Source organism: Pseudobacter sp., from assembly GCF_051955275.1.
GTDB lineage: Bacteria > Bacteroidota > Bacteroidia > Chitinophagales > Chitinophagaceae > Pseudobacter.
Map to the genome: position 1 here is coordinate 1 of NZ_JBQCGW010000318.1, position 15,631 is coordinate 15,631.

The following is a 15,631-nucleotide window of genomic DNA, read 5'->3' on the forward strand; positions in this document are numbered from 1 at the left end:
CAATTTCCGTAAACACCTTTTCCAGAGAAGTTCCGGAGGCGGAATACGTAATTTTCTGGGCCAGGCCATTGGCACTCACATTGAGGAGCGCAGCAGTTAGTAAGAGTACAGTCAGCTTCATTGCTAATAGCATTTGGACAATCCCCCGTTGCCTCAACCAGGCGAATGGGGAACAATAAGCAGTTTTTCGCATACATTTGCATTGTTTGGGTTATGAAAGCAGTCTTCCCGACTATATTTATCAGCCTGAACATTTTCCGTTCCGATGGCCGTCGGAACGGTTTTGTTTTCAGGCCTGCCTTATCTGTTTATTGAACTTTTAAAATGCGATCCTCAAATTTCAGTTTCAGGTCATTATCTGATAAAAATGTGATTACATCTGCCAGTGATACGCCCCTGCTCATTTTACCATGGAATTTAATGGCGGGTATGGTCCCTTCATAGCGCACTTCTATATCATACCAGCGTTCCAGCTGCCGCATGATTTCTGACAGCGGCATGTCCTCGAAATTGAAATGTCCGTTTTTCCAGGCCAGTATCTGGTCAGTATCCACTCCGGGAGCGATGGTGATGGCATTCCCGATCCTCGCCTGCTGGCCGGGTTGAAGGATTTCTGATTGATCCCCTTTTTTCACTCTTACCTTTCCGTCGATCAATGTTGTTTTACTACTACTTTCATTGTCGTAGGCATTGATATTGAAGCTGGTTCCCAGCACTTCGATGGAAGACCGGTCTTCCATCTCCACCACAAATGGCTGGGCTGCATTTTTTGCCACCTCGAAATAGAGCTCGCCAGTAGCGCCAATAACCCGCTTATCCCCGGTAAAGCTGGCGGGGTATGTGATGGAAGAGGCAGCATTCATCCATACTTTGGTGCCATCAGGCAAAGTCAGTTTGTATTGTCCGCCCCTGGGGGTACGCAAAGTGTTTGTCATTACTTTATCATCCGTGGCCCCATTTGGGCTGTAAACGATGGTTCCGTCGGATTGCTTTTCTATAGCAGCTGTCCCTTGCCGGGCAATGATTCCATTGGTGGCGCTATCGAGCAGGATGGAAGATCCATCGGCAAGTGTGAGTACGGCTTTATTGGTGCCAGGCAAGATATCTTTTGCGGAAACAACGCTCTGTACTGCTGTTGTTCCGGTGTTTTGCCTGAACAGTAAGAAATAGGAACCTGCTCCGAGGGTCAATACAATTACGGCGGCCCATTTGAGCCAGCCGGCAGATTTTACGGGAAATAAGGACCTGCCTGGTTTTGCGCTGGACGGATCCTCCAGGCTGGCTATTTTCATAATGACTTCCCGTATCTGTAACAGCCTCTCTTCCTGCATTGGCTGGCCGCTGGTATCTCCCTCAGCCATGGCTTCCCTGATCAATTGCCTGCTTTCTGACTCATGCGTTGCATCTGACATCAGTTCCACCAGCTCTTTCAGCTCCGCCTCCGTAGCCCCCTGCTGCATTGCCTTATTATACAATTCATTTATACGATTCATATAGGATAATAAATACTTTCCTATAGAGACAACCTTCACTATCTGTTTTGGGGGAGTGGGCTACAAAATTTTTTTCGCTTCCGCTAAGATCAGAATAATGGGGATGGATTTATCTAATCTTGAAGTACAATAAGCCCTGATATTTCGCATAGCCTGCTCCAGATGCGACTTGACCGTTTCAGCAGAAACATTCATGTGCAAGGCCGCTTCTTCGCGTTTATATCCCTGCTCCTTAATAAGATGGTATGCTTCGCGTTGGCGGGGGGAAAGTTGCTGAACGGCTTGCTCCAGCAAATCAGTCAGTGCATTCTCCTGAATTTCTTCCTGATTTACTTCTTTGTAAAAGCCGGCTACCCAGCTTTTCACGTCATTTTTCTTGCGCAGGGATTGCTTGATGACGTTCAGGGCCATGTTTTCAGCAACGGTGTTCAACCAGGCGGTGAAATTGTCGAGAGAGGGCAAGATGGAGCGCTTCATCCAAACTTTGAGGAATAAGTCCTGCACTACTTCTTCAGCCATCCATTGGTCGCCGGTCAAACGAAGAACGGCATGATACACACCTATGTGCTTTGCCCGCATGAGCTGGGTAAAAGCAGCTTCGTCGCCGGATGCTATTTGCAATAGAAGCTCTCGTTCATTGTGAAGTAGCGCAAACAAGAAGGTACGTTGATTATGGGTTTAGGTATTCAAATGTAGGGGTTTTGGTTCGAAAATGATATTTCGAAGTGATGCCACAGAGGAAATCGGGAACCATATACTCTTCCAGGATACCGCTTCCCGGGCAGACTTGCTGGAACAGCTTGTATCATTGATAACCTATACAGTTATTGTTGTCAGTGGAGGACCAGTCGAGAAAGGTTTTGAAAACGGGCGAAAATCATCCCCAATTTAACTCTTGTCTTTCCAAAGATAAGGGCACAAAAAGTAAAAAACCGGAGCTCTTGAGAACTCCGATTTCTGTCTTTACACAATTTTTCATTATGTCAGATCCGTGATTGGGACCTATTTCTTTTGTTCATTATTTGAACGGGCCTTCGTCAATTCCACCATCGCCTTCAGTTTATAGAACTCCTTATCATCCGAGCCTGCATAACCGATACCCGTCTGATTGATATTACCATTTGCATCGATAATAAATTTCTGAGGTGTTCCGATTGCGTCTAATGCTTTAAATATCGCCTCATCCTTATCAAATAATATATCCAGTTCATAACCCTTTTTAGCAATGTATGGCCTCACAATTTCCGGAGTCTCCCCTATATCAATCACAAATAACCGGAATGGCTCATTCTTATATAAATCAACCGCCCGTTCAAATGCGGGGAATGCAGCCACACAAGGTTTACAGGCTGTACTCCAAAAGTCGATCACCACAATTTTCCCTTTATAATCAGCAAGCTTCACTTCCTTACCATTCATATCCCAAAGCGGCACATTTGGCAAAGGTTTAGGTTCTGCGAACCAGGCCTTTTCAACCTCCTTGTAGATTTTGTGATAAGCCTCATCCTGTAATGATGAAACATATTTATCCGCCTCAGCCTTTGTAGCCTTTTTAACTTTCTGATAAACCGTTTTCAGCGTTTCGCTAGTCTTTGCTGTGGAATTAGCTTCACGTACTGCTTTATCAAGCGTGTCCAGCGCACGTTGGTACTGGCCTGCAGCTGCCAGGATAACAGCATACCGGTTAAGATAATTGGCTTTCGAATTTCTAAAATATGCCATACTTCTGAAAGGCCCGGCTTTCTCATTCGAACTTTCGATAGTTTTCATTGCCAGGTCCACTTTTCCCAGCTTCGCATTTGCAACTGCATTCACTTCCAATAAAACACCCATTCTTCCAAAAATGTCACTATGGAGTTTTTTCTCTATTTCTTCTATAAGCTGTTTCGAGATCTGTTCCACTTCAGCAAGGTGTTTGTTATCATCAACCCAATATTCCAACTGATTACTTAACTCAAATAACTGGAGCGGAGTTAATTTGGTATTGGTGGTTTTATAAAATTTATATTTTTCAATATTCCCATTAATCAGCCAGTCTACCGCCAGTTGCGCACGATATTCCGGATTTTTGACTTCCATCCCGTTATAGAACTTTTCTGCATCCTCTACTTTTACGATTGCATAAAATTCCTTACTGTTTTGTTGAGGTGCTTCCTGTGCCCAAACCGAGCCGGATATCAACACCAATAGAAGTATTATTCTCATTTTATTATTTTACTATTTAAACAAATCTGCCAGTTTCGCTTCCAATTCCTTTCCATGAAGGTCTTTCGCAACAATATTTCCCTGTTGATCGATCAGGAAATTTCTCGGAATAGCCACAATATGAAATCGTTTGCTGATCTCCGATTCAAACCCCTTTAGATCACTGATATTGGTCCAGGTGTACTTATCCGCCTCAATGGCCTTCTTCCATAGATCTGGCCTGGTATCCAGCGAAACTGCGATCACTTCAAAGCCCTTCGCTTTATATTTATTGTAAACCGGGATCAGTTCACGCCCTTGAGCCCGGCATGGTACGCACCAGCTTGCCCAAAAATCAATGAAGGTATATTTGCTTTTAGTGGTGATCTCTTTCGTTGAAACCTTCTTCCCATTTATATCAGCCATTTCAAAGTCGGAGTAGGTAAAGGGAGCTTTTGCATCGTTGGTTGCCAGGTTCGAATTGCTATTTTCTGCAGCGGCACTACCACTGGCGTCATTTACAGCCACAGTAAACTGCTTTTTTGATGGAGGCAGGCACATCAGATCGTTACACGCCATATACCTGATAACCAGAACCAGATCGGTCTTCGTCTCCGATTTAAGCTTTACCGTTTGCGTAAAGGTCACTCCCTGTTTATAATAGGCAACCTCTTCGCCTTCCTGCTTAACAACACCTTTCTCTGTAACCTTACCAATTAATTCTATATTATCATTATCGGCGAACAAAAATTCAGTAGGCATGCCCATGCCCCCTTCGGTTTGCGGATAAATATGATAAGGCGCCTGTATAGTAGCTATAAAATTTACTTTGTAGGTCAGCGGAGCAATTCTCTCGCTGGTAAACTTCCAGGAAACCGGGTGGTTATCCTGTGCAAATCCCAAAAACGCCATCCCGCTAAGGATGATAAATAAGATTGATCTTTTCATGGCTTTACACTGTTTTTGATATACACTATTACACGCTGAAAAGGTTTAAGCACCTTTACGTGCCATCTCAACCATCTGCACCACTTCCTCTGCGGCGGCTTCCGGGCTGCCAGAAAAACCTGAAGCTTTAAAGCGGATTTTGCCGTTACCATCGATAATAAACTTGGCAGGTATGCCATCTACTTTCATCAGCGTAGCTGCTGGGGGCGCCTTGGTAGCAGGGTCTACTTTATCCATATACAATGCAAAATTATAATTACGGGCACTCAGGAAATTTTTAGCATCGGTTAACGGATCAGGCACATTGTCCCAGGTATGGATGAACAAAAACTTAACGTCCGGATCATTCACATACCGGTTGACCGCCATCTGCATGGCAGGAAAAGATTCAACACAGGGACCGCACCAGGTGGCCCAGAAATCAAGAATAATCGTCTTGCCTTTAAAGTCGGCCAATGAAACCGTTTTCCCGTCAATATCCTTTACCGCAAATGCCGGTGAATCTTCGTTAATCATCTTAGGGGCAATTTCAGCTTTGATCTTACCAATAAAATCACTTTGCAGTTCGGCGATATAGGCATCAACGTCTTTGCCGGGGTTTAATTTGGTGTACGCTTTTCTCACCTCATCAATGTAGCGCTGTTCAAATTTTCCGGCTTGCACGGCATTAGCCAAAACAGGCAGGGCATACTCATATTTACCTTCAAGGCTGCTCGATAGAAATGCATAATTCAAAGTCAGTTCCGCATCTCTGTTCTTTACATTATTATAAGCCTCTGCTGTATATTTATATGCCTCTTCATTTTTACCGGCTTTAAAAAGAAGCTTACCGTACAGGTTGATGTAATCAAAATAGGTTGACCGGGGATCTAGTTTGAAAGGGCCCGATGGAGCTTTTAAAGCTTCTATTTTTTGGGCCATTGGCAGTTCCTGCGTCATAATCTCCAGAGCAGCGGTTTTATCAACCGGTGCCATATACCCTATTGCCATTGTTAGCGCTCCCACTTTAAATACAGGATCCTCCATTAAATGGATATACTCTATAACTTTTTCTGCATTTGGAACTTCAGCATAATAGCTTGAAACCATACTTTTTTCCATATCCAGATTAACGCCCGGATAAGCCTTTACCAGTGATTGGAGATGTGCCTCCACATTCTCAGCTCCGTTAATCTTTATGAATGACATCATCCGCAGCATCCGTGCATTATCAGTATGCGGATATTTCTTAAGGAGTATTTTGGTTACTGCATCCTTCTTTTTTTCATCCTTGCCATAATACTGAATCAACAATTCCAGGTCTTCCACCGTTCCGTTTTCCAGGGCTTTTATCTTCTTTTGAAGAACAGTCTGATTTTTTTCATTTTTTAAAGCCGCTAATTTTGGATTAGCAGGCTTTTTTTGCTGAGCGAACAAGCTCAGCGAAAAAAGCATAATAATTCCTACAAATAACCTTTTCACGTTTATCTTATTATGAGTTAATATTTATGAAGTTTATAAGCCTGATATACTTTCACTCCCGTTCTTTAAACTATTTAGCACTTGCTGTAGCGTTATTGGAAGCACGGGCCCTGGTGATCTCAACCATCGCCTTTAATTTGTAATATTCACGATCTGTGGAGCCTGCGTAACCAGAGCTATAGAACCTGATATGACCAGCAGGATCAAAAATTATTTTAGTAGGTGTTGCCCGGATATCGTACATCTTATTTTCTTCATCCCTTAATACTTCCAGCTTAATGGGTTTCTGGGCAGCAAAGGCTTTTACAGTGGATTTATCTTCGAAAATATTGACTACAAACATTTGAAATTCATCCTTCCTGTAATCAGCTACAACCTTCTCAAACCCTGCAAAGGCGGCAACACAGGGAGTACAACCCGTTGTCCAAAAATCGATCACTAAAATTTTGCCCTTGTAATTTCCCAGGTTAACGTTCTTTTCATCCAGTGTTAACATGTTTACGTCCTGCACAGGTTTGTTGGCAACAAACGAAGTTTGAGGTTTAGCATTTTCTGCCACTCCTGTTAATTTTCCCTCTAGTGTAAATTGCGGGGTGGCAACATATAATTTCTCCACCTTTTCATAGCACTTTTTATAGGCTTCCTCCTGCAATGATTTTAAATACTGGTCGAAACCTTTATCTGATCCCTTCACCTTCTCATATACATCCTTGAACGTTGCCACCATATAAGGATTGGATTCTGCTTCCCTGAAAGCTTTACTCAATGTATCAAATGCAATTTTATACTCTCCTGCGGCTGATAACACCATCGCATACCGGTTCAGGTAATTAGACTTCAAATCCCTGAAATATCCATGTTCGCTGGCTGAAGCCAGGTACCTTCCTGATGATTTAGCGATCACGGCCCTGGCAACTTCAATATTTCCGAGCTTTGCATTGGCTGCCGCATTTACTTCCATTATAACCGATTTCCTATCTGCGATGTCATTATTTTCGTCCAACAGCTGCTGTGAAATTTGTGCTACATCATTATATAACTTACTCTCATCAAGCAATTTCTCAACAGCATAGGATAGAAAAAGCGCTTGACGGTACGAAAACTTAGGATTCGTTGCTTTATAAAACCTGTAACGTTCTACATTCCCTTTTGATAACCACTGCAAAGCGAGCTCCGCGCGAAAATCGTTCAGCGCCGTAGGGGCCAGGTTTTCAGCAGGTTCTTTTAGCAGCTGGTTATACTTCTTTTCCATATCCTCCACTTTTTCAATAAGCATGAAGTCCTGGATACCGTATTTTTTGTTGCTTGCTGGTTGCTGAGCCATGACGGAGCTGGAGATCAACAGCAATAAGATAATTTTTTTCATATTTGTGTACATTAGTTTACTATTCTAATATTCAGCAGGCATTTTCCTGTGATGAATGAATTGCCGCTTCAAAACGGCAATTCATATCATAATATCGGTTAAGGGTTTTCTTCAAGACCTTTGCTTTCGCTGAGCATGCGCTCTCCAAATTTAAGCGCGAACCTTTCAGGCTTAAGTTGATGTGTAGCGGTCACTGCGCCGTCCGGACCATATATCCTGTGTGTAAAGTCAATATGATCGTTATATACCGGATCAACGGAGAGCCGGCGCATATCCAGCCAGCGTAATCCGGAGATGGCAAACTCACGAATGCGTTCATCCAGAATGAATCTCACCAGGTCCTGCTGATTTGCAGCAACACCGGAGGGGACAAGAGCATCTGTGCCTGAAATCCGTTTGGTCCGCAAAAACTCCAAATCGCTCACTGCTCCGGACAGATCATTTGACCTGGCCTTACACTCTGCACGCATTAAATATAAATCGGGTAGCGAGGGGCCGACATTTATTCCGAGGAAGAAATCCGTATTCCGGCGCCTCATTGCGAGTGGATATTCTTCACCCGTACTTAATCCAAAAGGGGAATACAAATTCAGGCGCATGTCAGTTGGCTCATACAAGGCAGCTGTTTGAGGACTAAAAACAAATGCATCAACAGCTTGAAACTGAAACCAGCCTGCATTAATATTATAAATGATTTCTTTGTTGTCAGCCGCGATAGGTACATTGGTCAGCCCAAAAAAGCTATCCGGAAACCAGGAGCCTTCTGCATCCTGGTGATCGGGATTCAGTACCAATGAATAATCATACAGTTCCATTGGAATCTCAGCCTTATCCACTTCTTCAAACGCAGCATCAAGATGTGTTCTGGCCGCGGTGAAATTATTCATCGCCATATAAACCCTGGAAAGGTAAAATTCCGCTGCCAGCCTGGAAATCTTACGGCGATGTGTTATTGCACCCAAATGGGGCAAAGATTCAGTTAAATCACTGATCACTAAATCATACCCTTCCTGCAATGTTCCTCTTTTAAAATCGGTTTGAGTCACATCTGCCGCAGTAAGGTTGGGTATCCCCAGATCGGTATTTGCAGTGGCAGCATTGTAAGGTTTGGTGAAATCAGATAAGAACATGAAGTTGCAGATTGCACGACCCGCCCGGGCTTCAGCGAGCAATGCCCGCTTCTGTTCTTCAGTTCCGCCTTGTGACCCCATGACTTCATTAATGACTTTATTAAAAAGGTAAAGCTTCCTGATGTAGTTCGATTCGCCTGTAATTTCAGCGGGCAGTTCAGCAGCATCATACACCCGCGCTTCATACCGGAACAAACGTTGTTGCCGGAGCAAGGCAGAGCCATTCAGGTTGCTGAAACCTGGTTGCAATGCAGCCATCTCATCCCCCTGATATACCGAGGCAGTGAATTGGGTTGCCAGATAATTGGCATTCAATATCTTCTCATAGTCCGCTGTATTTATAGCAATTGCCTGTCCTTTAGGTACAATTTCCAGGAATTCACGTTTACAGGACACCTGGGAGAACAGCATTATCAGCGCAAACGAGCCTATAATATATTTTTCAAAATTTTTCATATCTGATCCTGTTTGATAATTAAAAACTGACGTGTGCACCCACACTGATTGTTCCCTGAGCGTCTCGCGTTCCGCCCAAAAATTCCGGATCTATCCCGTTTTTATTGGCCGTCCATAACAATAAATTGTTGACCTGGATCCGGAAGGAAACACTCTGTGCATGAATTGCGTTTACCACTGTTCGCGGGAGGCTGTATGATAAGGTGATATCACGGAGTTTTACATATGCTCCATTTAGTGCATATCGCTGCGACTGACTAAAGTAGCCCAGGTTGCGGGCAGCTGCCAGATCGCCTGAAGCAACATATCTTGGGATATCTGTTTTAAGCTCATCACCCGGAGCCTTCCAGCGGTTCAGAAATTCTAATGGCAGCGTATTAGTTGCAAAAATGGATTCAAATGTCACCGGATTCACGTTATTGGTTATCTTATAGCCTCCGCTGTAAATCATGCTTGCACTCAGATTGAAAGATTTATACTGAAAACTATTCTGGAGCCCGCCAGACCAGACAGGTTGGGTAGTACCTGCATAAAGGATATCTTCTGGTTTTGTTACATTGATTTCCGAGGTGACCTTACCATCAGCAAGCCTGACTTGCGGATCCCCCTCCGCATTCAGACCACCATAATTGTAGATGAAAAGGGTATTTAAAGGATAATTTACCAATCTATCCCGCAAAATCAGTTCATCTCCTGAAACAGGCGGATTCTGACGCAAAAGCGTCAGCTTGTTTTTATTGTAGCTGAAGGTCAGCCCGGTGCTCCAGGTGAAGTCAACCGTCCTGATGTTTGTGGAATTCAATCCGATGTCTATCCCTTTATTATCCAAATTACCAAAGTTGCCAATTACACTGGCATAACCCGTAAGCGGGGAAGTAGAGAGTTCGCCGATCAGGTCTTCCGTTTTCCTGATATATCCATCAATTGATCCGCTCAACCGGTTTCTGAATATGGAAAAGTCGATACCGGCATTGTAAACCTTTGTGCCTTCCCAGGTCAGCTTGGTGTTAGCCGGGGAGCTTAATAAGTAGCCTCCGCCAGTTACGTAATTAGGATCATTATGAGCAGTCAGAATATCGTAAGATGATGCCGCTCCTGCCACAGGGGCATTTCCGGTAATTCCGTAGGTCAGACGAACATCCAGTTGACTCAGCCAGTTCACCGTTTCCATGAATGCTTCACCACCTACAGCCCATTTACCACCAATGCTGTAAACCGGTCTGTTCTGCGCGGATCTGTCCCTGCCGAATAAATTACTCTCGTCTATCCTCCAACTGGCATTCAAGGTATATTTCCTGTCGAAAGTATAACCCAGATTAGAAAAATAGGAAGTGGTCCTGGAAATTCGCCCCTCTGAACCGCCAACATTGTTTGGTAAAAATACAGTTCCGCTGACCCCGTTTATTCCTAAACCCAGACGTGCCAGATCTACAGCTCTTGATGTTTGAAGTTGGTCATCCCATCCGTAATAAGTGGCAGTAGCAGTAACCGGCGTGCTGCTGGTGGCTTGCTGGCCAGCCATGAGGGTGAATTGATGCTGATCCCAATCGCGGTTGAATACAAGCTGGTTTCTTACCGTCCAGGCCCTGGAAGTATTGCTTTCGGTCACCAACCTGCCGCCTATTTGAGGAAGATTGTAAACCGGAGTTACGGTAGTGTTTGCGGCTTGTGTAAATTGCATAACCTGTGTTCTCATTTCATAATGGTCTTGCAGCCTCACTGCCCGCGTATTGGTATTACCCAAATTATAACCGTAAGTTCCCTGGAAGTCCAGTCCTTTCAGGATATTGATCTTCAGGCCTCCGACCAGCCTCGCAAAAATCCCATTGCTGGTACTGTAAGCCCTGTCCTGCTCCAGTAATGGATTATAATCAAGATTGATGCGGCTTCGTGATTGGTACCTGTTCCGGAGAGAATCCGAAAGGGGAATGTTTCTGAGATTACCCAAATAATTTATGTTAAGTGGATTGCCATTTGCATCCTTGAACAGCTGATAAGGAACAATGCTGCGATCGGGCTGATAAGTGTTTCCACTTCGGGTAACCGTATTGGTTAGGTCTGCACTCAGGGATGCGGTTATCCTTTTATTAATGGTCAGTGTATTGTTCAGATTAATTTTGTACTGATTGTACCTGTCTCCCGGTGTGTTGTTTTGCGTACCGATATGATTTAATGAACCATAAAAGGTATGCACCTTTCCACCTCCGGAAACAGATAAGGTCTGATTTACCATACCTGCATTTCTGACAAAAAGATCTGCAATCTGAGCGTTATTGGAGAGCCTGGCAAGGCTGTCCAGCTTAAAGTCTGCCTCCGCCTGGCTGATGAGGTTTCGGGCGCGGTCATACCCTATCTGTAAATGAGGCAGGTTTCCAAATATAGTGTTAACGGACCTCCAGTCCGGGAAAAACGGATAGTATTGTGGAAACAGTTCTCTTGACAGTGCAATGAACTGCTGCGAATTCATCCGCTTGACGTAATCCAGGTCCGGACGGCCCTGAAATGCATAATACCCATCGTAGTTGAACGACAGCCGGTCACTGGCCACCCCTTTTTTAGTGGTGATGACGATGACGCCGTTTGCTGCTTTTGCTCCCCAAATGGAGGCTGAGGTAGCATCTTTGAGAATGGTGATATCTTTTACATCCTGGGGGTTTACCTGTTCAATGTTGCCTTCGAATTCAATACCATCAACCACTATCAAAGGCCTTGTAGAGGTTAAAGGATTCTCGCCGGTTGGCAGTGAGCTCTGCCCCCTGACCAGCAAACCACCCGGGCCCCGGGTAGTCAGCCCCGGAACCAATCCTTCCAAACGCGTTAAAATATTGGGTGTAGTGGTACGGTTCTGCATCACTTTAAGGTCTGGTTTCGCAAAAGACCCCGCAGAACGTTCCCGGGATATCTCCTGGTAACCTGTATTGAATTTAACTTCCACCTCACCTAAGCTGTTGTTTACAGGGCTCATTTTAACCGTTCCCAGGTCGCTCGCCGCCTTAAGCAGAACCGGCTCATACCCAACGTAACCGATGATCACAGTGGCATTATCCTTCACATTTTTCAGGAAAAATTCTCCATTCTCGTTAGTGGTCGTTCCAACCTTGGAATCCTTGACAAAAACAGAGGCTCCCGGAAGGGGTCGGCCCCGCTCATCTACCACTTTCCCGCGAATATCAATCTGCTGAATTTTGTCAATGACCTTATCAATCAGAACAGGTTCTTTTTTCTTTATTGAAACAATTTTCCCTTTGATCGTATATTCAATATCCGATCCTTTCAACGCTTCATTTAATGCTTCTTCTAATGAAGCGTTTTGCAAGGAAACAGTAACTGGCTTAATACCTGCCAGTAGCTTGCCGTCATAATAAAAATCATAATGACTTTGCTTACGGATTTCCTTTAATACCGATTCAAGCGAAGCGTTGGTTTTGTTCAAAGTAATCCGCTGGCCGAATGTGGCGGCACTTACCTGCATTAAGGATGCTATTAATAATACGGTGGTGAGTCGCATAATAAGCAGTAGTTTGTAGTAAAGCCGTGTAGCCATACCTAATTTGGTGATGCAAATTCTATACATTTGTACAGGTTTGGTACGCAGTATGCCCGGAACTTCCTACGGTATAAGGGCAGCTGCAGTTTCAGTTATTAATTTTAATCGGATCCAAACTAGAACCAGATCTTTAAACAGATCTGGTTTGTTTTTACTTAATGCTTAACATTTCTGTTGAAGGAATTCTATCATTTCAGTTTTGGTTTTAGTTTTGGTTTTGGTTGACTATTCGCTTATCAGTTTCAATTTTCTACCTGGATATGATAATTTTTTTCCCTTCGATCCTGAAATGAACCTGTCCTGCCGCTTCTACCGCCTGCAAAACTTCCGATAATGTTTTATCCCTGGAAATCCATCCACCCGCCTCCATCTCATTGGGAACTGAAGCATCGTACACGACCTCTACATCATACCATCGGGCAATTTTGCGCATGGCTGTCTTAAAATCAATGTGGTTAAGGTAGAAATCACCGCGCGTCCAATCTATTACCTCTTCAGTACTCACTTCCCTGACCTCCAGGTTTTTACCATTGTTAATTGATTGCTCGCCAGGTTTGATGATTTTGCTGGAAGTGCCTGTAGTTATTTTTATTGATCCTTCAACTAAAGTAGTTGCTATGGCTGGCTCGTTGCTATAAGCATTCACATTGAACTGGGTTCCCAATACCTCAACCTGTTGGGAGGCATTCTTCACAATAAAAGGATGTTGTTTGTTTTTAGAAACCTCAAAATAGGCCTCCCCGGTAAGAAGTTCAACTTCCCTCTTTCCTCTGCCAAAATCTGAAGGGAATTTAATGGTAGTTGCCGTATTTAAATATACTTTTGAACCGTCAGGCAATACAAAGTTATAGGTCCCCCCATTGGGTGTACTGGCTGTCAAAGTCTGGACATTGGCAAAATCTCCCTGCTGCAATGTATCACCATCGGAATAGCTCATCCCATCCTTCTTAATCACCACACCATTTTTCAGAGCACTCAGATCAATCACTTTACCGTCGGCCAGTGTAATGGTTGCTTTGTTGCCACCCGGCTTAATGTCATCCTGAACTGCAATATGGGATTTATGATCTGAGTTTGGCTTACTGGAAAAGTAATAGAACCATACCCCTAGCGTAATGGCTGCGATTGCAGCGGCTGCCACTGCCACACGAGGCCAGATCCTGAGCTTTCTGTCAACCCCGGATGGTTCAATCCGGTGCTGCAATTTCTGCCAGGCATCAGTCCTGTCAGTCTCATTAAAAAAAGCCAGCTCGCCGTTCAATTCACTGCCATCTGTGAGTTGTTTCATCAATCCGGCTTGATCAGGGTGTAACTCAAGCCAAAGCTTCAGTTCCTGCTGCTGCTTCTCGTCCAGCTCATCACGAAGGCTTGCGAGCATCTGCTCCGCACGAAATAAGATATCGGCTTCCTCTTTCATATAAATAATGATCCCCGAACAAAAATTCGGGGTGACAAAGTGATAAAAAAAATTAAATGGGAAAACTGCCTGGGATGTAACCTGATACTCAGAATTTATTCGCTAAATGAAGACTCAGCAATATCAGGAAGGTTTCAGGTTTCAGCTTAACGCGTAAAAGTTGTAGAGCACGCTGCTTCTGGGTTTTTACGGTATTGACAGAGATACCGAGTTCAGCGGCAATTTCCTGATTTTTCATACCTTTCAAATAGGCCATCCTGGAGATTTGCTGCATTGCCTGGGGCAGGGTGGCTACGGCTGCATATATCTGTCCCATCACTTCCGCTTTGATCATATGATCCAATACCATACCCTCTTCCATGGTTTCAGGATCCTGCACAGCGAGGAATTTATCAACCACCTTATTATGCCTCATGAACTTTAAACACCCATTCCTCACAGCCACATACAGGAAGTTGCGCACTTTCACCGCATCCACCGTCACCATTTCCCTGTGCTCCCAATAGCTCACAAAGGCCTCCTGAACCAAATCTTTTGCCACTTCTTTATCATGGATCATCGTCCAGGCGAAATAAAGTAACCTGTCATGATAGATTTCGTGCACTACCTCCAATAATAATTTGGGGGATAACGAAGCCTGCTCACCAGACATTATGTTACGGCTGTTTCTCTTCATATCTTATAAATGCCAGCAAGCAACTTGGATAAGGGTAAATATAGTAACTTTTCCACTTATACGAGACAATGAGGAATTTCAGTTTTCTTTTGCGTACAACGATTCATCCAATCATAATTCGAAGGAGCGTTACATCAAAGACCTCGCATGGCTCACCAATTTTATAAAGCAGGTTTACAGGTCGAAGTCCTGATAGCAATCTGCCGAAAATGGATTAAACGTGATAGTAATTTTCAGGAAGGTTATAAAATAAGGAAGGACCGCTTTTTGAGCGATCCTTCTTTTCCTGGAGGTCCCGAGCAGATTCGTCAGGGACTTATAATGTATTGAAAACCAATGCGGCTGTTTTTCTGGTCGAGTAACGGTCGAGTAAGAACTGCCTTTCTGCACTTATGTCCGGCTTCACGAACATAATTTTCTTCCATCACTGCAAATATACAATTTTCCAAACTCCATGATATCCAGAACACATAGCATAACTTTTTATTATATTGCCAAATAAAAGAGACGTTACGCAACCCTTTCTCTATTCTTTTCAATACAAAGACGGGCTAAAGCTTTTTGACACCGGCTCCGATTTCAGGCAGCCGTTACAATTGTAGATAGTATGCATTCTTCATGAAACTTAATATACTAATATCACATTTTCACTAATGACCCAGCAAGAAATTGAACTGTACATATCTTCCATGATCAATCAATCTCTTGCCGGGCAAGACATTGAACATCCTAAGCTTGAATTTAAGAGCCAATGGTACGACCTGAAGGATGAGAAGACCAAAGCTTCATTTATAAAAGACACCACCGCAATGGCAAATACTGTTGGTCTTGATGGATTCATTGTTATTGGGTATGATGAATCGAAACAACAATTTATGCCTGTCCAGTTTTCGGATTGCGGGTTTCAGGACACTTCTGAGTTACCAGATAAAATTAACACGCAAGTCGATAGG

General features: G+C 43.8%; 11 protein-coding genes. 1 reads left to right on the plus strand and 10 read right to left on the minus strand.

The genetic code is table 11. From position 1 onward, the window contains the following. Positions 1–308: 308 nt before the first annotated feature. From ACTHMC_RS28275 to ACTHMC_RS28320, 10 genes are all read right to left on the minus strand, one after another. The gene (locus ACTHMC_RS28275; RefSeq protein ID WP_440418435.1) at positions 309–1,493 is read right to left on the minus strand and encodes a FecR domain-containing protein; all 1,185 of its coding nucleotides are present in this window, start codon (positions 1,491–1,493) and stop codon (positions 309–311) included. Between the two features lie 60 nt (positions 1,494–1,553). After that, on the minus strand, positions 1,554–2,150 hold the full coding sequence (locus ACTHMC_RS28280) for an RNA polymerase sigma factor (RefSeq protein ID WP_440418436.1): 597 nt from the start codon (positions 2,148–2,150) through the stop codon (positions 1,554–1,556). 345 nt (positions 2,151–2,495) lie between these two features. Next, positions 2,496–3,698, minus strand: a complete 1,203-nt coding sequence (locus ACTHMC_RS28285; RefSeq protein WP_440418437.1) for a TlpA family protein disulfide reductase — start codon at positions 3,696–3,698, stop codon at positions 2,496–2,498. Positions 3,699–3,710: 12 nt separating this feature from the next. Continuing rightward, complete coding sequence (locus ACTHMC_RS28290) at positions 3,711–4,625, minus strand: peroxiredoxin family protein (RefSeq protein WP_440418438.1); 915 nt, start codon at positions 4,623–4,625, stop codon at positions 3,711–3,713. Positions 4,626–4,670: 45 nt separating this feature from the next. Then, positions 4,671–6,086, minus strand: a complete 1,416-nt coding sequence (locus tag ACTHMC_RS28295) for a TlpA family protein disulfide reductase (protein ID WP_440418439.1) — start codon at positions 6,084–6,086, stop codon at positions 4,671–4,673. Between the two features lie 70 nt (positions 6,087–6,156). Next, positions 6,157–7,452: a TlpA family protein disulfide reductase gene (locus ACTHMC_RS28300; RefSeq protein ID WP_440418440.1), complete on the minus strand. Its 1,296-nt coding sequence runs from the start codon at positions 7,450–7,452 to the stop codon at positions 6,157–6,159. A gap of 98 nt (positions 7,453–7,550) precedes the next feature. Further along, entirely contained in the window at positions 7,551–9,038 is a 1,488-nt protein-coding gene (locus ACTHMC_RS28305; RefSeq protein WP_440418441.1) for a RagB/SusD family nutrient uptake outer membrane protein, read from the minus strand. A gap of 19 nt (positions 9,039–9,057) precedes the next feature. Then, a complete protein-coding gene (locus ACTHMC_RS28310) occupies positions 9,058–12,546 on the minus strand; it encodes a SusC/RagA family TonB-linked outer membrane protein (RefSeq protein WP_440418442.1) in 3,489 nt (1,162 codons plus the stop codon). Positions 12,547–12,835: 289 nt separating this feature from the next. After that, entirely contained in the window at positions 12,836–14,002 is a 1,167-nt protein-coding gene (locus tag ACTHMC_RS28315) for a FecR family protein (RefSeq protein WP_440418443.1), read from the minus strand. Between the two features lie 88 nt (positions 14,003–14,090). Further along, positions 14,091–14,678 (minus strand): RNA polymerase sigma-70 factor, encoded by a 588-nt coding sequence (locus ACTHMC_RS28320; protein WP_440418444.1) that lies wholly within the window; start codon positions 14,676–14,678, stop codon positions 14,091–14,093. A gap of 653 nt (positions 14,679–15,331) precedes the next feature. On the opposite strand from ACTHMC_RS28320, the gene ACTHMC_RS28325 reads away from it, so the two are divergent. Next, positions 15,332–15,631 (plus strand): RNA-binding domain-containing protein (locus ACTHMC_RS28325; RefSeq protein WP_440418445.1); only part of this gene is annotated, 300 nt, incomplete at its 3' end.